This is a genomic window from Methylobacterium sp. 092160098-2 (assembly GCF_028920805.1).
In the GTDB taxonomy this organism is placed as follows: Bacteria; Pseudomonadota; Alphaproteobacteria; order Rhizobiales; family Beijerinckiaceae; genus Methylobacterium; species Methylobacterium fujisawaense.
Genome location: NZ_JAQPZJ010000001.1, coordinates 2,716,128 through 2,740,346, shown reverse-complemented (window position 1 = coordinate 2,740,346; position 24,219 = coordinate 2,716,128). Strand labels below are relative to the sequence as shown.

At 71.3% G+C, this 24,219-nt stretch carries 25 protein-coding genes; 5 read left to right on the top strand and 20 right to left on the bottom strand.

All coding sequences use genetic code 11. The features are described 5' to 3' along the window. Positions 1-37 precede the first annotated feature (37 nt). Positions 38-928, bottom strand: a complete 891-nt coding sequence (locus PQI07_RS12940) for a DUF1444 domain-containing protein (protein WP_274926750.1) — start codon at positions 926-928, stop codon at positions 38-40. A gap of 203 nt (positions 929-1,131) precedes the next feature. Then, the gene (gene tuf, locus PQI07_RS12935; RefSeq protein WP_043348276.1) at positions 1,132-2,322 is read right to left on the bottom strand and encodes an elongation factor Tu; all 1,191 of its coding nucleotides are present in this window, start codon (positions 2,320-2,322) and stop codon (positions 1,132-1,134) included. Between the two features lie 309 nt (positions 2,323-2,631). On the opposite strand from tuf, the gene PQI07_RS12930 reads away from it, so the two are divergent. Further along, positions 2,632-3,495, top strand: a complete 864-nt coding sequence (locus PQI07_RS12930) for an outer membrane protein (protein WP_043351243.1) — start codon at positions 2,632-2,634, stop codon at positions 3,493-3,495. 147 nt (positions 3,496-3,642) lie between these two features. Here the strand turns inward: PQI07_RS12930 and phnN are convergent, their stop codons facing one another. From phnN to phnG, 8 genes are read right to left on the bottom strand one after another with little or no spacing between them, the layout of a single operon-like run. Then, positions 3,643-4,173 carry a phosphonate metabolism protein/1,5-bisphosphokinase (PRPP-forming) PhnN gene (gene phnN / locus PQI07_RS12925; protein ID WP_274926749.1) on the bottom strand — a complete coding sequence of 177 codons (531 nt, stop codon included), beginning with the start codon at positions 4,171-4,173 and terminating at the stop codon, positions 3,643-3,645. Then, entirely contained in the window at positions 4,173-5,309 is a 1,137-nt protein-coding gene (locus PQI07_RS12920; protein ID WP_274926748.1) for an alpha-D-ribose 1-methylphosphonate 5-triphosphate diphosphatase, read from the bottom strand. The genes phnN and PQI07_RS12920 overlap by 1 nt, the downstream gene beginning before the upstream one ends. 10 nt (positions 5,310-5,319) lie before the next feature. Next, entirely contained in the window at positions 5,320-6,027 is a 708-nt protein-coding gene (gene phnL / locus PQI07_RS12915; RefSeq protein ID WP_043351240.1) for a phosphonate C-P lyase system protein PhnL, read from the bottom strand. Next, on the bottom strand, positions 6,024-6,797 hold the full coding sequence (gene phnK, locus PQI07_RS12910; RefSeq protein WP_075380844.1) for a phosphonate C-P lyase system protein PhnK: 774 nt from the start codon (positions 6,795-6,797) through the stop codon (positions 6,024-6,026). The genes phnL and phnK overlap by 4 nt, the downstream gene beginning before the upstream one ends. Further along, on the bottom strand, positions 6,794-7,762 hold the full coding sequence (locus tag PQI07_RS12905) for an alpha-D-ribose 1-methylphosphonate 5-phosphate C-P-lyase PhnJ (protein ID WP_274926747.1): 969 nt from the start codon (positions 7,760-7,762) through the stop codon (positions 6,794-6,796). The genes phnK and PQI07_RS12905 overlap by 4 nt, the downstream gene beginning before the upstream one ends. A gap of 11 nt (positions 7,763-7,773) precedes the next feature. After that, on the bottom strand, positions 7,774-8,880 hold the full coding sequence (locus PQI07_RS12900; RefSeq protein WP_043387925.1) for a carbon-phosphorus lyase complex subunit: 1,107 nt from the start codon (positions 8,878-8,880) through the stop codon (positions 7,774-7,776). A 3-nt stretch (positions 8,881-8,883) separates the two neighbouring features. Further along, positions 8,884-9,471 carry a phosphonate C-P lyase system protein PhnH gene (gene phnH, locus PQI07_RS12895; RefSeq protein ID WP_274926746.1) on the bottom strand — a complete coding sequence of 196 codons (588 nt, stop codon included), beginning with the start codon at positions 9,469-9,471 and terminating at the stop codon, positions 8,884-8,886. 2 nt (positions 9,472-9,473) lie between these two features. After that, a complete protein-coding gene (gene phnG / locus PQI07_RS12890) occupies positions 9,474-9,944 on the bottom strand; it encodes a phosphonate C-P lyase system protein PhnG (RefSeq protein WP_170861899.1) in 471 nt (156 codons plus the stop codon). Between the two features lie 79 nt (positions 9,945-10,023). Here phnG and phnF point away from each other — a divergent pair, with 79 nt between their 5' ends. Next, complete coding sequence (gene phnF / locus PQI07_RS12885) at positions 10,024-10,767, top strand: phosphonate metabolism transcriptional regulator PhnF (RefSeq protein WP_043387929.1); 744 nt, start codon at positions 10,024-10,026, stop codon at positions 10,765-10,767. Between the two features lie 24 nt (positions 10,768-10,791). Here phnF and phnE (PQI07_RS12880) read toward each other — a convergent pair whose 3' ends face one another. The 8 genes from phnE (PQI07_RS12880) to PQI07_RS12845 all read right to left on the bottom strand — a co-directional run bounded on the left by phnE (PQI07_RS12880) (position 10,792) and on the right by PQI07_RS12845 (position 20,305). Further along, positions 10,792-11,658, bottom strand: a complete 867-nt coding sequence (gene phnE / locus PQI07_RS12880; RefSeq protein ID WP_075380846.1) for a phosphonate ABC transporter, permease protein PhnE — start codon at positions 11,656-11,658, stop codon at positions 10,792-10,794. Next, positions 11,655-12,536 carry a phosphonate ABC transporter, permease protein PhnE gene (phnE, locus tag PQI07_RS12875; protein WP_043355022.1) on the bottom strand — a complete coding sequence of 294 codons (882 nt, stop codon included), beginning with the start codon at positions 12,534-12,536 and terminating at the stop codon, positions 11,655-11,657. Before phnE (PQI07_RS12875) ends, phnE (PQI07_RS12880) begins: the two co-directional genes overlap by 4 nt. Before the next feature lie 16 nt (positions 12,537-12,552). Continuing rightward, entirely contained in the window at positions 12,553-13,482 is a 930-nt protein-coding gene (phnD, locus tag PQI07_RS12870; protein WP_274926745.1) for a phosphonate ABC transporter substrate-binding protein, read from the bottom strand. A 97-nt stretch (positions 13,483-13,579) separates the two neighbouring features. After that, on the bottom strand, positions 13,580-14,428 hold the full coding sequence (gene phnC, locus PQI07_RS12865; RefSeq protein ID WP_043387936.1) for a phosphonate ABC transporter ATP-binding protein: 849 nt from the start codon (positions 14,426-14,428) through the stop codon (positions 13,580-13,582). A gap of 112 nt (positions 14,429-14,540) precedes the next feature. After that, complete coding sequence (locus tag PQI07_RS12860; protein ID WP_043355958.1) at positions 14,541-15,161, bottom strand: LbetaH domain-containing protein; 621 nt, start codon at positions 15,159-15,161, stop codon at positions 14,541-14,543. Then, positions 15,154-15,840 (bottom strand): DUF1045 domain-containing protein, encoded by a 687-nt coding sequence (locus tag PQI07_RS12855; protein ID WP_274926744.1) that lies wholly within the window; start codon positions 15,838-15,840, stop codon positions 15,154-15,156. Before PQI07_RS12855 ends, PQI07_RS12860 begins: the two co-directional genes overlap by 8 nt. Positions 15,841-15,867: 27 nt before the next feature. Continuing rightward, positions 15,868-17,016 (bottom strand): glycosyltransferase, encoded by a 1,149-nt coding sequence (locus PQI07_RS12850; protein ID WP_053611241.1) that lies wholly within the window; start codon positions 17,014-17,016, stop codon positions 15,868-15,870. A 91-nt stretch (positions 17,017-17,107) separates the two neighbouring features. Beyond that, positions 17,108-20,305 carry an autotransporter family protein gene (locus PQI07_RS12845; protein ID WP_274926743.1) on the bottom strand — a complete coding sequence of 1,066 codons (3,198 nt, stop codon included), beginning with the start codon at positions 20,303-20,305 and terminating at the stop codon, positions 17,108-17,110. A gap of 431 nt (positions 20,306-20,736) precedes the next feature. Between PQI07_RS12845 and PQI07_RS12840 the strand changes: the two genes are divergently transcribed. Continuing rightward, entirely contained in the window at positions 20,737-22,365 is a 1,629-nt protein-coding gene (locus PQI07_RS12840) for an inorganic phosphate transporter (protein WP_075380853.1), read from the top strand. Positions 22,366-22,444: 79 nt separating this feature from the next. On the opposite strand, the gene PQI07_RS12835 is transcribed toward PQI07_RS12840, so the two are convergent. Next, the gene (locus PQI07_RS12835) at positions 22,445-22,693 is read right to left on the bottom strand and encodes a hypothetical protein (protein ID WP_274927712.1); all 249 of its coding nucleotides are present in this window, start codon (positions 22,691-22,693) and stop codon (positions 22,445-22,447) included. Between the two features lie 3 nt (positions 22,694-22,696). After that, positions 22,697-23,071 (bottom strand): Ros/MucR family transcriptional regulator, encoded by a 375-nt coding sequence (locus PQI07_RS12830; protein WP_269466598.1) that lies wholly within the window; start codon positions 23,069-23,071, stop codon positions 22,697-22,699. 483 nt (positions 23,072-23,554) lie between these two features. Here PQI07_RS12830 and PQI07_RS12825 point away from each other — a divergent pair, with 483 nt between their 5' ends. Both PQI07_RS12825 and PQI07_RS12820 read left to right on the top strand, forming a co-directional pair. Then, the gene (locus PQI07_RS12825; protein ID WP_274926742.1) at positions 23,555-23,830 is read left to right on the top strand and encodes a hypothetical protein; all 276 of its coding nucleotides are present in this window, start codon (positions 23,555-23,557) and stop codon (positions 23,828-23,830) included. A gap of 35 nt (positions 23,831-23,865) precedes the next feature. Then, complete coding sequence (locus PQI07_RS12820; protein ID WP_274926741.1) at positions 23,866-24,213, top strand: helix-turn-helix domain-containing protein; 348 nt, start codon at positions 23,866-23,868, stop codon at positions 24,211-24,213. Positions 24,214-24,219 lie beyond the last annotated feature (6 nt).

Below are 24,219 nucleotides of genomic sequence, written 5' to 3'. Positions count from 1 at the left end.
CGCGGCTTGCAAGAGGTTCGCCGCCGATCGCCGCGCATCACCGACCGTGATCCGCCCGCTCGGCGGCGGTCAGGGGCCGGAGTCCGCCCCGGTCGAAGCGGAACAGCTCGTCGCTGCGGCCGTAGGGGCCGGCGCGCATCTGCGTGGTGGCCTCTGCGGCCAGCTCGCGCCGCGCAGGGCTGTCGGCGGGCCACGCCATGAGCAGATTGCGGGTCGGCCCGGTCAGCGTGATGCCGTCGGCCTTCAGCGCCTTGCGGATCTCCTCGAGCCAGTCCGGCACGAGCAAACGCGCGAGGGCGTAATTGTCGTCCTCCCTGGCGAGGGCGGCGACGGGCGTGCGGTCCGCGACGACGAGCTGGAACGGCACATCCTTGGAGGCCCCCGCGAGGTTCCGCACCGCCGTGGCTTCCACCACGGCAGGATCGACATGCCAGCCGGCGATCATCTCGCGGGTGACGTACTGGTAGCGCCTGGACTCGTCGAGCACGTAGACGACGTGCAGCGTCTCGGAAAACCGGCGATGCGCGAGCTGCGGGTTCTGCTGGAGGATCTCATCCGGCACCAGCTGCACGCGCAGGCGGCCCTTGATCGCCGCGAAATCCGCCGGCTCCGGCACAGGGCCGGCCTTGGCGAAGGCGAGGCCGAGGAATTCGTCGACCTCCCGCCGGCGCTCGGCCTCGGTGAGGCCGCGGACATGCTGGTGGAGGTTGGTGAGATCGAGCGTCTGGGTGCCGATGCCGAGCTGCGCCGGATCGGCATTGAGGTCGATCGCCACGTCCGGTCGACGGATCCGGATCTGCTTGATCACCGCGTCGCGAAAGCGGCCGTCGCTCAGGTCGTCTGCCCGCGCGCCGACCGGCAGGAACACGGAGCCGGCACAGATCAGGGCCAGCAATCGCGCGGCCCACCGAGCGGAATCTCCGAACATCCGAGTCTCCCCCAAGACAAGGCGGAGACAAGACAAAACAACGCCGGCACCCCGTCAAGATGGAGGCCGGCGCGAGTCACGTCGAAGTCGATGGCCAGAGCCCTGACGCACCCCCGTGGTCTAGAGATGACCACGGACCATCCGCCGGATGACGGCGCGGGACCGGCGCATCGTCTGTCGCGACGCGCCGGCCCTGCTCGAGCTCAATCGTTGATGGCGGCGACGACGCCGGCACCGACGGTGCGGCCGCCCTCGCGGATGGCGAAGCGCAGCTTCTCTTCCATGGCCACCGGCACGATCAGCGCCACGTCCATGGTCACGTTGTCGCCCGGCATCACCATCTCGGTGCCCTCGGGCAGCGTCACGATCCCGGTCACGTCGGTGGTGCGGAAGTAGAACTGCGGCCGGTAGTTGGTGAAGAACGGCGTGTGGCGGCCGCCCTCTTCCTTGGTCAGGATGTAGGCCTCGGCCTTGAACTTGGCGTGCGGCTTCACCGAACCCGGCTTGCACACGACCTGGCCGCGCTCCACGTCCTCGCGCTTCGTGCCGCGCAGCAGCACGCCGACGTTGTCGCCCGCCTGGCCCTGGTCGAGCAGCTTGCGGAACATCTCCACGCCCGTGACCGTCGTGGTCTGCGTGTCGCGGATGCCGACGATCTCCACCGTCTCGCCGACCTTGACGATGCCGCGCTCGACGCGACCCGTCACCACCGTGCCGCGGCCCGAGATCGAGAACACGTCCTCGATCGGCATCAGGAACGGCAGGTCGATCGGACGCTCCGGCTGCGGGATGTAGGCATCCACCGTCGCCATCAGCGCCAGCACCGCCTCCTTGCCGATCTTCGGCTCCTTGTCCTCAAGCGCCATCAGCGCCGAGCCCTTGGTGATCGGGATGTCGTCGCCGGGGAAGTCGTACTTCGACAGGAGCTCGCGCACCTCCAGCTCGACCAGCTCCAGGAGCTCCTCGTCGTCGACCATGTCGACCTTGTTGAGGAACACCACCAGCGCCGGAACGCCGACCTGGCGCGCCAGAAGGATGTGCTCGCGGGTCTGCGGCATCGGGCCGTCGGCCGCCGAAACCACCAGGATCGCGCCGTCCATCTGCGCCGCGCCCGTGATCATGTTCTTCACGTAGTCGGCGTGCCCGGGGCAATCCACGTGCGCGTAGTGACGGTTCTGCGTCTCGTACTCCACGTGCGCCGTCGAGATCGTGATCCCGCGCGCCTTCTCCTCCGGAGCCTTGTCGATCTGGTCGTAGGCCGTGAACGTCGCCCCGCCCGTCTCCGCCAGAACCTTCGTGATCGCCGCCGTCAACGACGTCTTGCCGTGGTCAACGTGACCAATCGTGCCAATGTTGCAGTGCGGCTTGGTGCGGGAGAACTTTTCCTTGCCCATGATTCCCATTCCTGCGGCGGGGACCACACAAGGGCCCCGAATCCTGGTCAGCCGCCCCGAAGCTCGGACAGGGGCGAAAAACGCGGTCCGCTTAGAGGGTCGGCCGCCAGGGATCAAGCTCCGCGGCGCGCGGGCGCCCGACGACCGGCTCTGCTGTCAAGCCGCGGCCATGAGTCTTGAACGCCGAAACATCAATCACAGGCAGTATCCACGCCGCTTTCACGCCACAGTGTGGCTTCGCGGGCATAGCGGGATCCGTGCGGCCGAGCTTAAGTGGGGACAACAACGCATCACCTCGGACCCCCCGCCATGATGAAGAAGTTCCTCCTCGCCACCGCCGCGACGGCGCTGGTCACGACGGCCGCTTCGGCCGCCGACCTGCCGCGCCGGGCCGCGCCGCCGCCGGTCTTCACGCCGGTGCCGGTCTTCACCTGGACGGGCTTCTACGCCGGTCTCGAGTCCGCCTACACCTTCACGGATCGTGAGCGCATCACCACGGTCGGCGTCCAGCCGGGCAACGCCACCAATGTGGCCCTCGGCCGCCGTCCCTTCCTGACCTCGACCACGCAGGACGGCTTCGCCAACATCGGCGGCACCGCCGGCTACAACTACCAGTTCACGCCGGGCTCCGGCATCGTCGTCGGTCTCGCCAACAGCATCGACTGGACCGACATCACCAAGAACCGCGTCGTCCTCGGCACCGGCAACGTCGCCGGCGGCCCGCCGAACATCAGCCAGTTCCGCCAGAGCCTCGACTGGCTCGGCACCCTCACGGGCCGCGTCGGCTACGCCTTCGACCGCGTTCTGGTCTACGGGATGGGCGGCCTCGCCTACGGCAACGTGTTCCACGACGCCAACTTCTACACCCCGGGCGGCCGCCTGCAGTTCGCCGGCCGCTACGACGACTTCAAGGTCGGCTACGCCTACGGCGGCGGCATCGAGTTCGCCCTGCCCACCGACAGCTTCCTGAACACCTTCGCGCTCGGCCGCTACATCGGCATCAAGTACGACGCCATCACGGTGAAGGCCGAGTACCTGCACTACGACCTCGGCAGCCAGAACGTGCTCGTCGGCGCGGTCCCGGGTGTCGGCAACGGCGCGTACATCTCGCGCTTCCGCACCGAGGGCAGCATCGTTCGCGCCGGCTTCAACTACAAGTTCGGCGGCCTCTGAGACCGACGGCGCCGGGGCTTCCCCGGCCGAGACCAACAAGGGCGGGTGCCGATATCGGCACCCGCCCTTTTTCGTTGCTCCGGCGCGATCGGTGCATCGGCCGCCGCGACCCGGCAGTCGCACCCGGCGTGGGACGAAGATGTCCCGTCAGCAGGCGCGCAGATGCGCGACGAGTTGCGACGCGGCGTCGCCCGGGGAGCCGGTGTTGAGGATCGTCAGATCCGCGACGACGTCGCCCTCCCGAGCGAGACGCGCGGCGAGGTCGCCGTCCTGCGGCCGGCCCCGGGCGGCGATACGCTGCGCCAGGATCTCGGGCGGCGCGGTGACTTCGACGACGCTCACCCGCGGGCAGGTCCTCCGCGCCTCCGCGACGATGCGGCGCGAGACGTTGCAGATCACCACCTGACCGTCGGCGGCGCGCCTTCCGGCCTCCGCCGGGAGGGCGTAGCCGAGGCCATGGGCGCGCCAGCTCAAGGTGAAGCGGCCGGCCGCGCAGCCATCCGCGAAGGCAGCCTCGTCGATCTCGTCGTTGTCCTCGTCCGCCGAGGGTGGCCGGGTCACGAGACGCCGCGGGAAGACGTAGCGCGGATCGTCCGCGAGGGCCGCCCGGGCCAGCCGGATCAGCGTGTCCTTGCCGGCGCCGCTCGGGCCGACCACGAGGACGAGGCAGCCCGGCATCAGGCGACCCGCCGGCCGGTGCGCCAGACCTCGCGGACGACCGGCACGCCCTCGGCCCGCTGCACGCGCACGAGATCGGCCCGCAGCCCGGGCGCCAGGGCGCCCCGGTCGGTGAGCCCGGTGGCGCGGGCGGGATTCGCCGTGACGGTGGCCAGCGCCTCAGGCAGCGTGATCGACGGTGCCTGCTCGGGCAGCAGGAAGGCCGCCATCAAGAGGCTCGCCGGCACGTAGTCCGACGAGAGGATGTCGAGGTGCCCGGCCTCGGCCAGCGCCAGGGCGGCGACGTTGCCGGAATGCGAGCCGCCGCGGATCAGGTTCGGCGCGCCCATCATCACGGTGATGCCCTGGCGGTGCGCGGCCTCGGCCGCCTCCAGGGTGGTGGGAAACTCGGCCAGCCGCACGCCTTCGCCGACCGCGAGGTCGACATCCGCCAGGGTGGTGTCGTCGTGGCTCGCCAGCGGGATCCCCATCTCGCGGGCGAACTGGACCAGGGCCGGCCGGTTCTTCGCATTCAGCGACCGACCGTCGCGGATCTTGCGCTCGGTGTTGGCGCGGATCTCCTCCATGGGACGGCCGCCGCGCGTGGCGTAGGTGTAGTACTTCTCCATGTCGCGGAACTGCCGCTGGCCGGGGGTGTGGTCCATCAGCGAGATCAGCCCCACCGGGTAGCGGGCGGTGAAGGTCGCCACCGTGTCGAGCACATCCGTGGAGGGCAATTCGCAGCGCAGATGCGTGAAGTGCTCGGCTCGGAACAGGTCGCCGGCCCGCGCGGCGGCGATGGCGCCGGCGAGCTGCTCCAGCTCGGAGCCGAGGCCGCTGCCGTCCGGGTCGCTGCCGGCGCGGAGCGAATCGAACACCGTGGTGATGCCCGAGGCGGTGATCTGCGCGTCGTAGGCGAGCACCGCGCCGAGCGGATGCCAGCGGACCTTGGGGCGCGGCGCGTAGTGGCTCTCCAGATGGTCGGTGTGCAGCTCGATCAGCCCGGGGATCAGGTAATCGCCGCCGCAATCGAGGCCGCGCGCGGGCGCCCGGCCCTCGCCGATCTCGATGATCGCCCCGTCGGAGACGGCGAGCCAGCCGCGCTGCACCCGGTCGGGCAGGACCAGGGTCGCGTTCTCGAGGATGAAGTCGTCCATCGTGAATTCCTCAGGCTGCCCGGGCTTGCGGCGCGAAGCGGGTGACATCGACCACCCGGGTCGCCACAGCCTCGCGCATCTCGCTGTCGTGGAAGATGCCGAGCACGCCGGCGCCGGCCTTCAGCTTCTCGCGCACGAGGTCGGCCACCACGGCGCGGTTCTGCGCGTCCAGGGAGGCGGTCGGCTCGTCGAGGAGCAGGAGCGGCCGGTCGGCGATCAGGCCCCGGGCGATGTTGACCCGCTGCTGCTCGCCTCCCGAGAAGGTCGCGGGCGGCAGGCCCCAGAGCCGCTCGGGCAGGTTGAGCCGGGCGAGGAGGTCCTTGGCCCTGGCGCGGGCGGCCTCTTCGGACAACCCGCCCTCGCGGCCGGCGGCCTCGACCACGTCGAGGGCCGGGACCCGCGGGATCACCCGCAGGAACTGCGACACGTAGGCGATGACCCGCGCCCGCAGCGCCAGGACCACTCGCGGATCGGCCCGGACGACGTCCACCATGGCCTCGCCGTCGCGGACCCGGATGGCGCCGGCATCGCAGCGGTAATTGCCGTAGGCCATCTTCAGGAGCGAGGACTTGCCCGCCCCCGAGGGGCCGCCGAGCACCACGCACTCGCCGGGCTCGACCACGAGGCTCACGCCGCCCACCACCGGCAGGACGATCCCGCCGCGCAGGTGCAGGGTGAAGCTCTTGGCGACGTCCTGGAAGGTCAGAAGCGCAGTCATGCGGCGAGCACCGAGGCGACGAGGAGCTGGGTGTAGGCGTGCTCGGGATCGTCGAGCACCCGGTCGGTGAGGCCGGTCTCGATCACCCGGCCGGCCCGCATCACGGCGATCCGGTGCGAGAGCAGCCGCGCCACCGCGAGGTCGTGGGTCACGATGATCACCGCGAGGCCGAGCTCGGCCGAGAGCCGCCGGATCAGGTCGAGGAGCCGGGCCTGGACCGAGACGTCGAGGCCGGAGGTCGGCTCATCCATCAGCACGAGGCGCGGCCCGGTGACGAGGTTGCGGGCGATCTGGAGGCGCTGGCGCATGCCGCCGGAGAACTGGCTGGGCGGGTCGTCCACCCGGCCGGCCTCGATCTCGACCCGGCCGAGCCAGTCCAGCGCCTGGCCGCGGATCCGGCCGTAATGGCGCTCGCCCATGCCCATCAGCCGCTCGCCGACATTGCCGCCGGCCGAGACCGCCATGCGCAGGCCCTGGCGGGCGTCCTGCCGGACGAAGCCCCAGTCGGTGCGCATCAGCCGGCGCAGCGCGGCGGGTCCGAGATCGGCGAGGCTGCGGGTCTGCCCGTCGCGCATCCGGTAGCGGACCTCACCCGAATCGGGCGCCAGCTCGCCGGCGAGCAGCGACAGGAGCGTCGACTTGCCCGAGCCGGACTCGCCCACGATGGCCAGCACCTCGCCCTCCGTGATGTCGAGGTCGATGCCCGCGCAGGCGAGCCGGTTGCCGTAGGTCTTGGTCAGGCCGTGGGCGGAGAGAAGCGGCGCGCTCATCGGGCCGCCTCCGCGACACGGGTCTCGCAGATGTCGGTGTCGGAGCAGATGAACATCCGGCCTCCGGAATCGTCGGTGACCACCTCGTCGAGGTAGTGGCCGCTGGCGCCGCACAGGGCGCAGGGCTGCGTGAATTCCTGCACGCGGAACGGGTGATCCTCGAAATCGAGGCTGCGCACCCGCGTGTAGGGGGGCACCGCGTAGATCCGCCGCTCGCGGCCCGCGCCGAAGAGCTGGAGCGCGGGGCAGTCGTCCATCTTGGGATTGTCGAATTTCGGCGTCGGCGACGGGTCCATCACGTAGCGGCCGGCGACCTCCACCGGGTACGCGTAGGTGGTGGCGATGTGCCCGTGCCGGCTGATGTCCTCGTAGAGCTTGACGTGCATGGCGCCGTACTCGGCCAGCGCGTGGAGCTGGCGCGTCTCGGTCTCGCGCGGTTCGAGGAAGCGCAGGGGCTCGGGGATCGGCACCTGATAGACCAGAATCTGCCCCTCGGTGAGCGGCGTCTCGGGGATGCGGTGGCGGGTCTGGATCACCGTCGCCTCCGTCGTGCGGGTGGTGGTGGCCACCCCGGAGGTCTTGGCGAAGAAGCGGCGGATCGAGACCGCGTTGGTGGTGTCGTCGGCCCCCTGGTCGATGACCTTGAGCACGTCCGATTGCCCGAGGATCGCCGCCGTGACCTGCACGCCGCCGGTGCCCCAGCCGTAGGGCATCGGCATCTCGCGGGAGGCGAAGGGTACCTGGTATCCCGGCACCGCGATGGCCTTGAGGATGGCGCGGCGGATCATCCGCTTCGTGCCCTCGTCGAGATAGGCGAAGTTGTAGCCGGAGCCGCGCGTGCTTGCTGCCGCGTCGAGGACTGACGCGACGAGCCCACTCTCCCGTTCGGGAGAGGGAACCTGCGCGTCATCCGGCGCGCGGCCCGGAAGCTCCCGAGAAGCGGAGCCACCAAGGAAGGGGGACATCCCTGTCGCACTCATTCGGCGGCCTCCTGCATCTCGACGGTCTCGGTCTTGCGCTCGAACTCGGCGCGCAGGCGCCGGACCAGCTCCAGCTCGGCCTGGAAGTCGACGTAGTGGGGGAGCTTCAGGTGCTCGACGAAGCCCGTCGCCTGGAGGCTGTCGCAATGGGCCAGCACGAATTCCTGGTCCTGGGCGGGGCTCGCCACCGGCTCGCCGAGCTCCTCCGCGCGCAGCGCCCGGTCCACCAGGGCCATCGCCATGGCCTTGCGCTCGCTCTGCCCGAAGCTCAGCCCGTAGCCGCGGGTGAACTGGGGCGCGGCCGCGCCCGAGCCCTTGAACTGGTTGACCATCTGGCACTCGGTGAGCCGCACCCGGCCGAGCGGGACCGCGAAGCCCAGCTCCTCGGGCACGAACTCCACCGCCACCGCGCCGACCCGGATCTCGCCGACGAACGGGTGGGTGCGGCCGTAGCCGCGCTGCGTCGAGTAGGCGAGGCCGAGCACGAAGCCCTCGTCGCCCCGGGCGAGCGCCTGGAGGCGCAGAGCCCGGTCGGCGGGGTAATCCACGGGCTCGCGGGTGAGGTCGCCCACGGGGGCGCCGTCGTCCGGCGGCGAGGCCTCGATCAGCCCGTCCTGGGCCAGCAGGTCGGTGACCCGCGGGCAGGTTCCGGCATCGGCGCGCGGCTCGGCCTCGGCGGCGGGCTCGGAGGCGGTATCCGCCGCGAGCGCGAAGTCGACGAGCCGGTGGGTGTAGTCGAAGGTCGGCCCGAGCACCTGCCCGCCGGGCAGGTCCTTGAAGGTCGCGGAGACCCGGCGCTCGACCGCCATGGTGCCGGTGTCGACCGGCGCGGAGGCACCGAAGCGGGGCAGCGTGGTCCGGTAGGCGCGGACCAGGAACACCGCCTCGACCACGTCGCCGCGCGCCTGCTTGAGCGCCAGGGCCGCGAGGTCCGGATCGTAGAGCGAGCCCTCGGTCATCACCCGGTCGACGAGCAGCGCCATCTGCTCGCGGATCTGCGCCACGGAGAGTTCCGGAACGGCGGGGTCGCCCCGGCGGGCCTCGGCGAGGAGCCGATGGGCGTTGTCGATGGCGGCCTCGCCGCCCTTCACGGCCACGTACATGGGTCAGGCCTCCGTGACCGTCGTGGAGCGCGGCAGACCGGCCACGCGGCCGGGCGCGGTGAGGATCAGGTCGACGCCCAGCGGAAAGTCGGCGCGGTTCTCGGCGAGCTGCGCCGCGAAGCCGTCCGGCAGAGGTCCCGGCGCGACCCGGACCGTGCCCCGGACGCCCGGGCCGGAGAGGCTCAGCCCCTGCCCGTCCGTGATCGTGTCGAGGGCGAGCACCAGGGTGGTGGAGGTGTCGGGGTAGGCCGGCGTGCCGAGGGCGAACCGGCCCAGCGGCGGGCAGCGTCGAGACTCGCGGACCAGCGCGAAGGCGGCCCGGGCCGGGTCGTCGGTGAGCGGCGCGCCGGTGTGAAAGCGCAGGTAAGCCGCGACGTCCGCGGCTTCGGCGAGGGCCGGATCCAGCCAGACCGGCGTGTCGGCGTCGGTGAGCGCCAGTGCGACGGCGGCCAGTTCCGGCGTGAGCGGCGCGGGCGGCGCGAGGAACGGGGCGAGCGGCCGGACGAGCCCGGGGCGGGCGAGGGCGTCCATCACGGCGCGGAAGGTGCCCTGCGCGTCGTGGACCGGATCGGCGAAGCCGGGGGCGAGCATGCTCAATCGTCTCCGCGGGCGAGGGTCAGGAAGTCGACCCGGGTGGCCGCCGTGCGCCGGGCCGCCTGTTGCCGGTCCGCCGCGAGCCGCCGGGCGGCGGGCGCCAGGGCGGCCTCGACCCGGGCGCGCCGGTCCGGGTCCTGCCAGAGGGCGTCGAGGATCGCGGCGAGCCGCGCCTTCGTGCGGTCGCGGCCGAGATGGTAGGCGAAGCCGGCCGGACCGTCCGCGAGGCGGATGGCGGCCCGGGTCACGCTGACCTCGCCGAGGTTGAACGGGCGCCCGTCGCCGCCGATCCGGCCTGAGGCCATCACGAGCCCCGTCTCCGGCGGCCGGAGATCCGCGGCGGCGGGGGTGTCGAGGACCGACAGGGCCGCCTCCAGGTCCGTGCGGCTCGCCTCGGCACAGAGCGCCATCACGGCCTGGCGCGCCCCGATCTCCCCCTCGGATGCCGGATGTCTCGGGCTCGTCGTCATCGCGAATCCCTCCGTCGCTCAGTTGTATAGGTGTATAGACAACTGGCGTGCGCCGCACAAATGAAGTTTGGATGACAGGATGGATGCGCAGGAGCAGGCACCCGGCCTCGTCCGGGGCGAGGGTCTGACGGCGTGGCGGCAGATCGCCGACGCGCTGACGGCCGAGATCGCGGCGGGGCGCTATCCGCCGGGACAGCAGCTGCCCGCCGAGGCCGCCCTGGCGGCGCGCTTCGCCGTGAACCGGCACACCGTGCGACGTGCGCTCGCGGCGCTCGCCGAGGGCGGGCTCGTGCGCGCCAGCCAGGGCCGGGGCACCTTCGTGGAGGAGGCACCCCTCGCCTACCCGATCGGGCCGCGCACGCGGTTCTCCGAGATCGTCGCCGGGGCCGGACGCGAGGCCTGGGGCGACCTCGTCGCCTCGACCACGGTCCCGGCCGGGCCCGAGCAGGCGGCAGCCCTGGCCCTCGCCCCCGGCGCGCCGATCCTGGAGCTGCTGACGGTCCACCGGGCGGACGACGCTCCGCTCTCGACGGCGCTGACCTGGCTGCCGCTGCCGCGCTTCGCGGGCTTCGCCGAGGCCTATGCCGAGCGCGGCTCGATCACCCGGGCTTTCGCGGCCTGCGGCCTGCACGACTATACCCGGCTCTCGACGCGCATCCGCGCCCGGCCGGCCGATTCCGCGGAGGCGCAGCGCCTCGACATCGCCCCGGGGCGGGTCGTTCTGGTGGTGTCGAGCGTCAACATCGATCCCGCCGGCGTTCCGATCCAGGCGAACCGCACCCTGTTCGCCGCCGACCGGGTGGAGCTGGTGATCGGCGGGTGATCGGCGGTTTATCGGGCCGGCGACTCAGCGCGCCGCCGGCCCGATGATCGCCCGGCGCAGGCGGGTCGAGACCCAGTCGATCGCCGCCACGGTGACGAGGATCATCAGCACCAGGAAGGCGACCTGCTGCAGCTCCAGCACGCGGATCAGCTCGGTGAGGTACTGACCGATGCCCCCGGCGCCGACGATGCCGATGATCGTCGCCGACCGGGTGTTCGACTCGAAGAAGTACAGGACCTGGCTCGCCAGCACCGGCAGGACCCCGGGGATCAGCCCGAAGCGGATGCGGTGCAGGCGCGAGCCGCCCGAGGCGACGACGCCCTCGCCGGCACGCTTGTCGCAGGTCTCGATCGCTTCGGAGAACAGCTTTCCGAGCGCCCCGAAATCCGAGCACGCGATGGCGAGCGCCCCCGCGAAGGGGCCCAGGCCCACGACGTTGATCCAGATCAGCGCCCAGATCAGCACGTCCACCGAGCGCATGACGTCGAGGCCGCGGCGGACGGCGAACCGCGCGAAGGGGTTGGGCACGACGTTCCGGGCCGCCAGGAACGCCACCGGGAAGGCGAAGACCGCCGCCGTCAGCGTGCCCAGGAAGGCGATGCCCAGGGTCTCGCCCAGCGCGTGCAGGAAGGTCCAGAACTGGCCCTCCGGGGACGGAGGCAGCATCAGCACCGCGAAGGTACCGAGCCGCCCGAGCCCGTGGAGGATCCGCGCCATCGAGAAGTCGAGGCGCCAGTAGCCGAACGCCGCGAGCCCGATCAGGACGGCGAGCAGGGCGGCGAGCCGCGCCCGCCCCGGCCAGTCGGTGCGGAACTGCGCGGGGTAGCGCGCGCGCAGGCGGGCGAGGTCGGCCCGGGCCGCCGCCCGCAGGGCCTCGGGACGCGGGCTCATCGGGCCTGCTCCGCGCCGATCAGGCGGTGACGGACCCGCTCGGTGGCGAGGTCGATGCAGAACACGGTCAGGATGATCAGCACGAGGATCGCGCTCACGTCCGCGTAGTAGAAATTTCGGATCGCCACGAGGAATTCCTGGCCGATGCCGCCGGCGCCGACGAAGCCCATCACCCCGGCCCCGCGCACGTTGATCTCGAAGCGCAGCAGCGCGTAGGAGGCGAAGTTCGACAGCACCTGCGGCAGCACCGCGAAGCGTACCGTCTGGACCCAGGTGGCGCCCGAGGCCGACAGGCCCTCGACGGGCCGCATGTCGATGTTCTCGACCACCTCGGAGAACAGCTTGCCGAGCGCCCCCGTGGTGTGGATCGCGATGGCGAGCACGCCCACCATCGGGCCGAGCCCGAAGGCGATCACGAAGATCAGGGCGAACACCACCTCGGGGACGGTGCGGCACAATTCCAGGAGGCGCTTGGCGCCGACGCGCAGCAGGCGCGACCGCACGAGGTTGGCGGCGGCCACGAAGCTGAGGGCGAAGCCCGCGAGCCCCCCGAGCAGCGTCCCGAGATAGGCCATGAGCAGGGTCTCGCCCAGCAGGCCCAGCCATTTGGGCAGGCCCCAGTACCAGCTGCGGACGTCCTCGAGCGGATGCTCGAGGCTGATCGGCGGCAGGATCTGCTGGATGTAGGCGGTGAACTTGCCGATGTTCTCGGCGAAGACCAGCGGCCGCACCTCGGCGACCAAGCCGGCGACCAGGGCGAGCGCCGCCACAAGGGCGAAGCCCGCCAGCGTGCGGCGGCGCGCAGCGCCGGTCGCCGCCGCGTAGAGACCGGAGAGGGCGGCTTCCCGCTCCGGCGACAGGGGTGTCAGACCGCGCAAGGCGGGCGGGCCCGGATCAGGACTTCCGGCGCTGCTCGTCGTTGAACCGCAGCATGTCGATGATCGGCTGATAATCCTTGAGGGTCACCGGCGTCAGATCCTGATCCTTGCCGTCGGAGAGACGGTCGAAGGCGGCCTTGTCGGCCTTCGGCAGGGCCACGAAGGCGTCGCGGATCCTGGCCTTCAGGTCGTCCGGCAGGCTCGTCAGCATGGCGAAGGGCCCCTCCGGCAGGAAGTCGGACTTGAACACGACCCGGAAGTCCGATTGCTGCATCGGCGTGCCGTCGGGCTTCTTGAGCATGCCCTTGGCGGCCATGCGGGTGACCATCGTGTCGGTCTCGGAATTCCACAGGTTGGCGGCGGCGTCGGCCGTGCCCTGGGTGAGCGCCAGCACGGCGTTCTCGTGGCTGCCCGCGTAGAAGGTCTTGCCGAAGAACTTCTCCACGTCGTAGCCGGCCCGCTTCAGGAAGAAGCGCGGCGCCTGGTTGCCGGAGGTCGAGTTCGGATCGACCAGGGCGAGGTTCTTGCCCTTGAGATCCTCGACGGTCTTGTAGGGGCTGGAGGCCAGAACGTAGACCACCGAATAGTAGCCCGAGGCGCCGGTCTCGTGCTTTTGGTTGACGATCGGCTCGATCTTCACGCCGGTCATCACGGCCCGCGCGAAGGAGGCCGGTCCGTACCACGCGATCTGGATGTTGCCGGCCCGCTGGCCCTCGATGACGGCGGCGTAGTCGCTCGCCACCCGCAGCTTCACCGGCACGCCGAGCGTCTTGGTCAGGTAGGCGGTGAGCGGCGCCCAGCGGTCGGCGGTGCCCGAGGCGTTCTCGGCCGGGATCACGCCGAGCGTCAGCTCCGGATACTGGGCCTTCCAGTCATGGGCGGCGGCCGGCAGGCCGAGGAGGGCGAGAGCCGCGGCGGCGCCGGCGAGAGTGCGTCGGGTGATCATCGTGTCGTCCTTCGTGACGGCGTAGGGCAGGAAGTTCGGCCGGCCGGAGGCCGGTCGGGCGTTTCCCGAATGGTTGTTGGGGCTTGGAGGGCCCGGATCAGGCGCCGAGGGCGGCCTCGCGGACCGGCCGCGCCGGCACGAGACCGGGCCGGCCGGGCATCGCGGCCCGCTGCTCCGCCTCGCGCTGCGCGGAATCGTCCAGCACCTCGCCGGCCTCCAGGCCGTAGAGCCGGCGCGCCACGTCCTCGGTGAGGTCGAACGGTCCGCCCTCGAACACGACCCGCCCGGCCGCGAGTCCCACGAGGCGGTCGCAATAGGCGCGCGCGAGGTCGAGGGAATGCAGGTTGCACAGCACCGTGATGCCGTAGCGCCGGTTCACCTCGGCCAGCGCGTCCATCACGAGCCGGGTGTTGCGCGGGTCGAGGGAGGCCACCGGCTCGTCGGCGAGCAGGATCTCGGGCTCCTGCACGAGGGCGCGGGCGATAGCGACCCGCTGCTGCTGCCCGCCCGACAGGCCGTCGGCGCGCTGGCCGGCGAACTCGCCCATGTCGAAGCTCTCCAGGGCGGCGAGCGCCATGGCTCGGTCTTCGGCGGACCATTGCCGCAGCAGGGAACGGTAGCTCGGCACGTGGCTGAGCCGCCCCATCAGCACGTTGGTCATCACGTCGAGGCGGCCGACGAGGTTGAACTGCTGGAAGATCATGGCGCAGCGGGTCCGCCATTCGCGCAGGTCGCGGCCCCGCAGGGTGGTGACCTCACGGCCGTCGTGGAGAATGCGCCCCGAACTCGGGTCCGCCAGCCGGTTGATCAGGCGCAGCAGCGTCGACTTGCCGGCGCCCGACCGGCCGATCACGCCGACGAAGCTGCCGGGCTCGATCCGGAGCGACACGCCGTCGACGGCGCGCCGGTCGCCGTACTGGCGCGTGAGATCCTCGATAACCAGCATGCCACCATCCGCCGGGGAATGGCCGCAGGTAAACGCCGATTTCACGACGATTGGATGACGAATACAGATCGGTTATGTTTGCCGGCGCAATTCTTACATTTTGATAGCCGGCTTAAACTTCATAGCGCTCGAGGAATGCTTCGATGGGCAGGCCGCGGAAATCCGGAAGCGCCCGGCGCAGCCGTTCGTGATCCCAGTCCCACCATGCCAGGCGCATCAGACGTTCGGCGACGGCCTCGGGGAAGCGGCGCCGGACCGGTTTGGCGGGATTGCCGACAACGATCGTGTAGGGTTCGACGTCGCGGGTGACGATGGCGCCCGCGCCGACCACGGCGCCGGTGCCGATGGTGCGGCCGGGCAGGACAACGACGCCGTGGCCGATCCAGACATCGTGGCCGATCGCCACCGGGCTCGCCCGGCGCCGGTCGAAGAAGGCGGGCTCGTCGGACTCCTCCGGCCAGTAGGCTCGTGCCCGGTAGGTGAAATGCGCCTGCGACGCGCGCTCCATCGGGTGGTTGCCGGGATTGATCCGCACGCTGGCGGCGATCGAGCAGAACTTGCCGATGGTCGTGTAGATCACCTCGCAATCCTGACCGATGTAGGAATAATCGTCGAGGATCGTCTCGGTGAGGCGGGTTCGCGCGCCGACCTCCGTGTAGTGACCGAGGCGGCAATCCACGACCCGGGCGCTGGGATCGCGTGCGGGTTCGAGTCCGAGGGGACGGTCAACCACGGGGCTCTCCGAAGGGCAGGCGCGCCAGGAGCCGGAACGGGCCGGACCCGTCCTGGGTCAGGAGGCACACGGCGTCGATCACAAGGGGCTCCGGCCCCGCGGCGGCGTAGGCCTCGGACAGGCGCCGGTGCCAGGCTTCGCGCTCCGCCTCCGGCAGGGCGTCGGTCAGGGTCATGTGGAAGCGGAAGGCCTCGAACACGTACGGGTAGCCCCAGCGCGCCAGCAGCGCCCGCCCGCGCGGGTCGAGGCGCTCCGGGCGGCGCTTGGCGCGCTCGGCCTCGGTGAGCGGCGCACGGAACGGGTCGAGGGCGGCGACGCACTCGGCGGCGAAGAGCCCCAGCTCCGGCGGGGGAGCTTCCGGCACGAGGGCGAGGAACGGCCCGAGGGTGGCGACCCGGAGCGGGCCCACCGCCACCGGCGGGTGCGCGGCCGCGAGGTCACGGGTGGCGGCGACGAGATCCGCCTCCGTGGTGCCCGCCGCGAGGCGCAGCGGCGCCTTGAGGGTGGCGTGGAACCCGTAGATCCGGGCCCCCGCCGTGACGGCGGCGAGGTCGCTCAAGCCCTCCGGGTGCGGGACCGCCGCCCCCGAGACGGGGTCGGTGCCGAGGACGGACCGGCCGAAGGCCTCCAGCCGGGAACCCGGGGCGGGCAGGCAGTAGAGAGCGTAGCGGCGCGACACCTTTCGGCCTCCGATCGTCGGCCGCCGTCAGGCCGTCGGCGCGTAGGGACGCGCCTCGGCGGCCCGCCGGGGGCGCACGTCCATGGCGTTGCCCCGCCACACGATGGCGCTCTGCATCCAGGCGCCGAGCCAGATCGCCGGGATCAGGGCGTCGCGCACCAGGAAGGCCGCCAGCAGGCGGGGCGAACGGTGCCAGCCCGCGCGGATCGCGAGCCGGTGCTCGGCGGCATAGCACAGGCCGGCGAGGCCGGCAGCGCCGACGAGGCCCGTGAAGCTGCCGGCCCAGAGGGCGATGAGAAGCGCCGGCAACAGGACACCGCTGCCGATCTCGGGAGCGAAGAACAGCGGGAAGGTCACGCGGCGCAGGCGCGCCCAGCGCAGCTGTCGCGCCCAGACCTCCTGGAAGCCGCGCGGCCCGAGCGGCTGCTCGAACGGGCTCGCCACGAGGTGGACCCGCTTGCCGGCGGCCCGGACGAGCTTGGTGGCGGCCGCGTCCTCGGCGATCTCGGCCGCGAGCGCCTGCAGGCCGCCCTGCGCCTCAAGAAAGGGCTTGTGCCACAGCATGCTCTTGCCCTGCGCGAAGCCCAGCCCGAACGCCTCGGCGGCGTATTGCCAGCGAGCCTGCAGGGTGTTCAGGAAGGCGCATTCCACCTCGGCCATGAAGCTGCCCGGGCGCGCCCCGGCGGGGGTCGAGCAGACGAGGCCGGTATCGTCCCGCCACGCCGCCTGGAGCCGCTGGAGGTAGTCCGGCGGCATGGCCACGTTGGAATCGGCGAGCACCACCCAGTCGTAAGCGGCGGCCCGCCAGCCCCGCAGGCAATTGTTGAGCTTCGGGTTCTCGCAGAGGCGCTCGTCGCCGAGGATCAGGCGGGCGGGCACGCGCGGATGGGCCGCGATCAGCCGCCGGACCATCGGCACGATCGGGTCCCCGGGGTCGGCCACGCAGAAGATCAGCTCGTAGGACGGGTAGTCGAGGCGGAAGCTCCGGGTGAGCATCTCCTCGCTGTAAGCCTCGATCCCGTGAAGCGGACGGACCACGGAGACGGGCGCGCCGTCCGGAAACCGCGACGGCCCGTGGCTCCGGCCGAGGCGCCGGCCCGCGACGCCGATGCTGACGATCTGGACGAGGGCCAGAAGCGCGCCGAGGGACAGGGCCGGCACCGTGGCGTCAAGCATGCGGATCCCTCGATCGATGAAGCGAGTGGTCCGGTCCGCTAGCGGCCGGACCGCGTCAGGCGTGTGACAGAGGCGACGTCGTCCGGCGTGTTCAGAACCGGAGGGTGAAGGTGCCCTTCACGGCCTGATCCTGGGCGCGGGCGCCGGTCTGGCCGGTGTAGGCCACGCCCAGGCTCGCGTTCGGCGCCACCGCCAGATCGAGCCCGACCTGCGCCACCAGCGCGTCCCGGTCGATCGGCACGCCCGCGCTCAGGAAGGCCGGGCCCGTGCCGAACCGCAGCAGGGCCGTCGGCACCACGTCGCCGAACGCCCGCCGGTAGCCGACCAGACCCCGCAGCGTCACCGGAAGACCCAGCCCCAGCTCCAGGCCCGTCTGCGCCCGCACCCCCACGGTCGCCGCGCCCAGATCGTAGTCCCGCGCGACGCTCGCCAGCGCCGCCGCGCCCCCGGTCTCCGCGAAGGCGTCCCGCCGGATGCCGACATACGCCCCGCCGACGAACGGCTCGACGTAGGAGGCCGCCGGCGGCACCGGCACCGCGACGCCGTCCCTCGACACCAGAGCCGCCGGAGCCGGCTGGCCGAGCGCGATCCTCCAGCCGATCTCGCCGAAACCCTGCACCGTATAGCCGCCGCCATGGCCGCTCAGCGTGTCCGACAGCCCGTACAGCACCGCCCGCCGGGTGCGCGTGTCGGTCCCGGCGTAGAGCGCTCCCAGCCGCACCGACAACGGCCCGACCTCATAGCCGCCATACAGGCCGCCGAAGCCGCTCTTGAGCGTGGCGCTCTCCGCCCGGCTCGTGCCGCCCGTCCGGCCGGCGCTGTCGAGATACGCCTCCGTGTAGCCGCCGACCACGCCGACGCGCAGCCCGTTCGACACGCGGACATCCGCGCCCGCCGCGAAGCCGGCGATCTGCCGGTCGAGGTTGAACGCGTTGCCGCCGCCCTCGGCCGTGCCGAAGGCGCCGAAGCCCTGGCCCCAGAGCCCGAACACCTGCGGGTCGAGGGTCCGCACCGGCACGCCCGCCACCACCGGCTGGCGCCCCGGCAGGTCGGCCGCGTAGGCGGCCGGCAGGGTGCCGTAATCGAGGCCGGTGCCGGGGCTGCCCCAGCGCAGGCGGTCGAGCACCGCCTCGCGCACGAAGAACGCGGTCTCGTAGGCGGTGGACACGGTGCCGGCATGGATGTCGCCCGCCAGCGCCCGGAAGGCGTTGCCGGCCTCGGTGGTGGTGAAGGCGACCGCCGCGTCGAAGAGCCGGCCCGGGCCGGCCGCCTGGACGGCGTTGGCCGCCGCCATGCCGTTGCGGCTGGTGGCTGACGCGGCGAACGGCACGTCGTTGCGGGTGAGGGTCAGGTCGACCGCGTCGGTCCGGTAGCGCAGGCCCGGGCTGAGGAAGGCGAGGTTCGCGGTCACGCCGGCGAACTGGCCCGAGACGCCGCCGGCGGCGGAGAGGATCGTGTAGGTGGTGCGCGGGTTGTAGGCGCCCGAGGCGGCCAGCACCTGGACGGTGCCGCCCGACAGGGTGGCGCTGCCGGTGGCGGCGATGCGGTCGGCCTGTCCGGCGGCGTTGGCCTCGACCCGGTAGGTCGAGCCGGCCGCGAAGGCGGCATTGCCGGCGACGGTGAGCGTGCCGATGGAGTTGCCCGGCGCCACCGTGCCCCCCGAGAGCGCGCCGATCCCGCCCACCGTGCCGGAGCCGCCGAGCAGGCCGCCGGCGCCCACGAAGACAGTCCCCGCGATGGTGCCGTTGGCGTAGAGCGCGCCGCCCTGTCCGATGCCGACATCGATGCCGAGGCGGTCGGTGGCGTCCATGCGCAGGGTGCCGGTGACGTTCCCGAAATACCCGGCGGCCGCATAGAGGTCGAGGCGGCTCCAGTAGCTGAGGGGGCTGCCGTAGAAGGCGGCCAGCGCGTTGGTCTCGGTGTTGACCAGGATCTGGTTGATCGTGCTGGTGGCGAGCTGGCCGTAGAGGCCGCCGGTGGGCGCGAGGGTCCGCGCGGCGGCGGTCGATCCGCCGTAGAGCGGCGCGAGCAGGATCGAGGCGTCCGGCCCGCCGGCGGGAGCCGCCTCGCGGGGCGCCTGGGCGAAGCTGAGGGTCGGCAGGCCGTAGGTGAGGCGTTGCTGGTAGGCAGCCTGGTTACCGGCCGACGGCACGTAGGGATTCCCGGCCGCGTTGGCGGCGCTGCCCGCGCAGGCGGCGACGGTGTTGCCGCACTGGGCGGCGAGGTAGGCCTGCAGCTGGCTCTGGGCCGCCACGAACTGGGCGGGCAGGTTGATCGCCGTGCCAGTCACCGCGGCGTTGTTGATATAGGCCGGGTTGGTGAAGGCCTGGGCGAGGTCGTAGGTGGCGAGCGCCCGTCCGCCGATGATGTCCAGGGGGTAGTGCACGCCCAGGACGATGCGGCTGTTGGCGTAGTCGGCCGCCCGGGCTAGCATGCTCTGGTATTGCTGCGGCACCAGCATCGCGAGCAGGATGCCGTCGGTGAACGCGTAGGTGGTGTGCCCGCTCGGAAAGGACGGGTTCGTGGCGATGCCGTTGAGCGCGGTCGGGTCGAAGGTGTTGAACCGGGCCGGCGCCGCCTGGACGGGCCGCGAGGAACCGTAGACATCCTGGCCGGCTTGCGTGTTGGTCACGCCGTAGGCGAGGTCGTAGACGCTGTTGGTCGTGTTCGGCAGCCCGTTGGCGGTGGGCAGGCTGTAGCCCGCCGGCGCCACGGCCGGCACCGCCACGTAGTTGGCCGGGGTCACGCTCGGATTGTTGGCCGCGCCGTTGGCATAGTAGTTCTTGGCGACGCCCAGGTTGTTGCCTGTGAAACCGTAGGCACCGGCCAGCAGATTGACCACGCTGCCCAGGGGTCCGCTCGCGCCCTGCTCGACCCCGCGCTGGTAGATCGGGCCGAGTTGGGCACCCAGGCCGCCGACGAGCTGTTGCGGAACGATGCCGTTGATCGGCGTCTGGGCCGGCAGGCCGCCCGCGAGATTTGCAGCCACGCCGTATGTCCCGAGCCCGGCCGAGGACAGGTCGTTGCGCGCCGAGCCCAGCAGGTTCTTGTCGCTGATCGCGAGCTGCTGCTGGGCGAGCCCCGCGGCGGTGTTGATCGCGATCGACTGCGCCAGGTTGAGCTGCAGCGTCTGCTGACCGGTCGCCGTCGTGTTGAGCGTCAGGTACGGCGCCAGCAGATTGAGGACATTGACGTCCGAAGCGGTCGTGTTGGCCGTCTGTGCCTGCGCGCCCGGTCCGAAGGCAGCGACCGCCAACGCCACGATCGAGACGCCATATCGAAATGTCATGCCAACCCCCAAAGCGCGCGGCGATTCAGCCTGCGAGCCGGAGATTTAGCGAACTCTACGCGCTCGCCTTCGTCATAATCCAGTCACAAATCTAAAAGCTTACATTTGTATCCTGCCAGCAACAGGATCAAAACTTTGCCGGCGCAAATCATATCATGACTCATCTTCGTCTTAACCTTGCAGCGCGTGCCGTCATGACATGAGGATCGGGGCGATGGCCGTCCGTCATCGCAACGGGCCCGGCACAGACCGCCCATCCTCGGCGGCCCGAACACTGGGACGGCCCGGACACTGGGGACGGGACGAAATCCCGCAAATCGCTTCGGCCGGATGCCGTTGCGCGAGGCTGGACGCGGGATCGACGTCACCCGACCGTCACGGGCACATTTTAATCCCGGCTCACCATCACGAATGATTCCGCGCGAGGGTTCATGTCCGATTCCGCCGTGGCGCCGTCGGGGGCGGTCGCAGGCCGGCAGGTAGGGGGCCCGCGCCTCGACCACGGACTGCATCTCGGCGGGGTGGTCGCCTTCCTCCTCGTGCTGGTGGCGGGCCTCGGCTACGCGGTGGTGAGCCTGATCGCGGACATGAACGCCGTCGGCGAGGCGCCCCTCGCCTACGGCGCCTTCGCGCTGCTCGGCCTCGCCTTGCTGATCGCCCTCGCCTTCGAGTTCGTGAACGGCTTCCACGACACCGCCAATGCGGTCGCCACGGTGATCTACACCCACTCGATGCCGCCGCTCGTCGCTGTGATCTGGTCGGGCGTCTTCAACTTCCTCGGCGTGATGCTCTCCTCGGGCGCCGTGGCCTACGCCATCGTGACGCTGCTGCCGGTGGAGCTGATCCTCAATGTCGGCTCGCATGCGGGCTACGCGATGATCTTCGCGCTGCTGCTGGCGGCGATCCTCTGGAACCTCGGAACCTGGGCGTTCGGGCTGCCCAATTCCTCGTCCCACGCGCTGATCGGCTCGGTGCTCGGCGTCGGCCTCGCCAACCAGCTGATGAACGGCGGCGACGGCACCGCGGGCGTCGACTGGAGCCAGGCCCTCAACGTCTTCAAGGCGCTGCTGTTCTCGCCGGTCTGCGGCTTCGTGCTGGCGGCGCTGCTGCTGCTCGCCCTGAAATTCGCGGTGCGCCGCAAGGATCTCTACGCGGCGCCGAAGGGCGAAGCGCCGCCGCCCCTGTGGATCCGCGGCCTGCTCATCCTCACCTGCACGCTGGTCTCGTTCTTCCACGGTGGCAACGACGGGCAGAAGGGCATGGGCCTGATCATGCTGATCCTGATCGGCGCCGCCCCCACCGCCTACGCGCTCAACCGCACCATGGCGGACGACACGACGCCCGCCTTCGTGCAGGCTTCGACGGCGGCGGGCGCGGTGTTCTCCGCCCGGGCGCCCGGCGCGGAGGTGCCGGACGCCGCCGCCGCGCGCCGGACCGTGACGGAAGCGCTGAAGACGAAGGACCTGAACGCGCCGCCCGTCTACGCCGCGCTGGCGGCGCTCGCGAACGACATTGCCGCCAGCGTGAAGAATTACGGCGCGATCCGCACGGTGCCGGCCGCCCAGACCCAGAACCTGCGCAGCGACATGTACCTCGCCGCCGACGCGGTGCGCGTGCTGCCGGGCTCCGGGGCCGATCTCTCGGAGGCCGACAAGGCGACCCTCAAGCGCTACGCGGGCCTGCTCAACGACGGCACGCGCTACATCCCGGGCTGGGTCAAGGTCTGCGTCGCCCTCGCCCTCGGCCTCGGCACCATGGTCGGCTGGAAACGCATCGTCGTCACGGTGGGCGAGAAGATCGGCAAGACCCACCTGACCTACGCGCAGGGTGCCTCGGCGGAGATCGTCGCGGCCGGCACGATCGGGCTGGCCGAACTCTACGGCCTGCCGGTCTCGACCACCCACATCCTGTCATCCGGTGTCGCCGGGACGATGGCGGCCAACGGCTCGGGCCTGCAGATGGCCACCGTGCGCAACATGGCACTCGCCTGGATCCTGACCCTGCCGGCGGCGATCACCCTCGCGGCCGTGCTGTTCTACCTCCTGCGCCACATGTTCTGATCCGGCGTCTGGCCGGCTGGCCGGAGACCGGGCGTCATCCCATGGGGAGCAGCCCGGTCTCCGGCTTCCGTCGGCCCCCTCAGGAACCCGCCATCGCCCGCACGAAGGCCAGGCAGGTCCGGCGCGCGGCCGGATTCTCGATCGCCACGAACGCCGAGACGAGGTCGGCCGCCTGGGCGATGGCCGTATCGGGCCGGTCGGCATCCGGGAAGAAGCTCGCCACCGGCACGTCGAGAATCCCGGCGATGCGGTACAGCGCATCCTTCGAGGCCGCCCCGGGGGGAGGCTTGTGGGTCCGGGCGGGACCCGGGGACGAGGCGGGCACCATCACTCACCCCGCCTTGTGGCCGAGCTGGATCGCCCGGGCGATCTCGGAACGCCGAGCCGCATAGCCCGGGGCGACCATCGGGTAATCGGCCGGCAGGCCGTACTTGGCCCTGTAGCGCTCGGGCGTGAGGCCGTGGGCGGTCAGGTGGCGCTTCAGGGTCTGGTAGGCGCGGCCGTCGATGAAGCTGATCAGGCCCGCTTCCTGGATCGAGGCGTCGACCTGCTCCTGGCTCAGGCCGCCTGCCCCCGAACCCGACGGGTCGCGGCGGAGGACTGCGATCGCCGAATGCACTTGGTCGATGAGAGCCGGCAGGGCCCCGACGTCGATCGCGTTGCGCGAGACGTAGGCGGCGACGATGGCGCCGACCTTCTCCAACATGAACGTTGAACGGGCTGCGCTGAGGTTATCCATAGGAGACATCACCATTGAAAGGCCCGGCACCATGCGCCTGATCCACGACTGCCGGTCGGGGTGAACCGGGACCGCAGGCGTTGATCAGGGTGCCGGATGGAAGGCCGGAGAATCGCTACCTCAAGTTGATATCGCGCCAATTCTTGAGGTTGCAGATAATATACAATATGAGCGGGCCGGGGTTTGTCCGTGCGCGCGAGGTTTTTTGATCCGTCGCGCAGGGCGACCGATCCTCGAATTGGTTACCGCGGCATTCACTGTTTTCGGCCGCGAAGATCGGCATCCGAACTCATTTTCGGCGTCGGCGGCCGCCTGTCGGGCTCCAGCCCGGGACGGTTCACCGGTGCCGTCTGCCGGGTCCGGGCACGGCCGTGCGGGATCTGCTCCGCCCGACGACGTCCCGCAGCCGACCGCTCTCTTCCCCCATCCCGGCGTCGCGGGGATCGATCCGTGCTGACTCTGTTCTCAACCGTCGGTCTTCCACCGCAGGACAGCGTCCGACGGTGGCGGGAGATCATCTCCGCCCCCCTCATGACGGTCGAGCTTCGGACGCTCCGAGCAGAGCCCTTTGCGGCCAAGCGGGAACGCGCGGAGGTCGGTTCCCTCGTCGTGGTCGACCGTCAGCCGCTGGTGGTGATGACGGAGACGGACAGTCGCCGGATCCTGGATGTGCCGCGCGACCGTCTGGAGCGCGGCTCGGACCGGCCCGGCTCTACACGGCCCTGACCGTCGGCACCGATCGCGCATCCGAAAGCCTGGCAATGAGCGTCTTCAGCGAGCTGATCCGTATCCGCGACTGGCTCGGGGCAGCCGCAGCCGCGCGCATGACGGAGATCGGCATCGACTTGATCATCGCCGGTCTCTCGGAGCGGCTGGCCCGGGAGGTGCCCCAGCCCGTCAACGGCAGCGTCGTGGTCCAGCGCGCCGAGGCCCATCTGGAAGCCGCCGCCCGGCGGCTGGCCGATCCGGCCTGCGCGCACCTGTCGATCGGCCTGCTCGCCTGCGGCTGCGGCTTCGCCGGCCAAGCCCACTTCGCCCGCCGCTTCAGGGAGCGCCCACGGGCAGCGCCCCGCGCGTATCGGCAGGCGGCCCTGGTGGGCGTCCCGTAGCCCGTC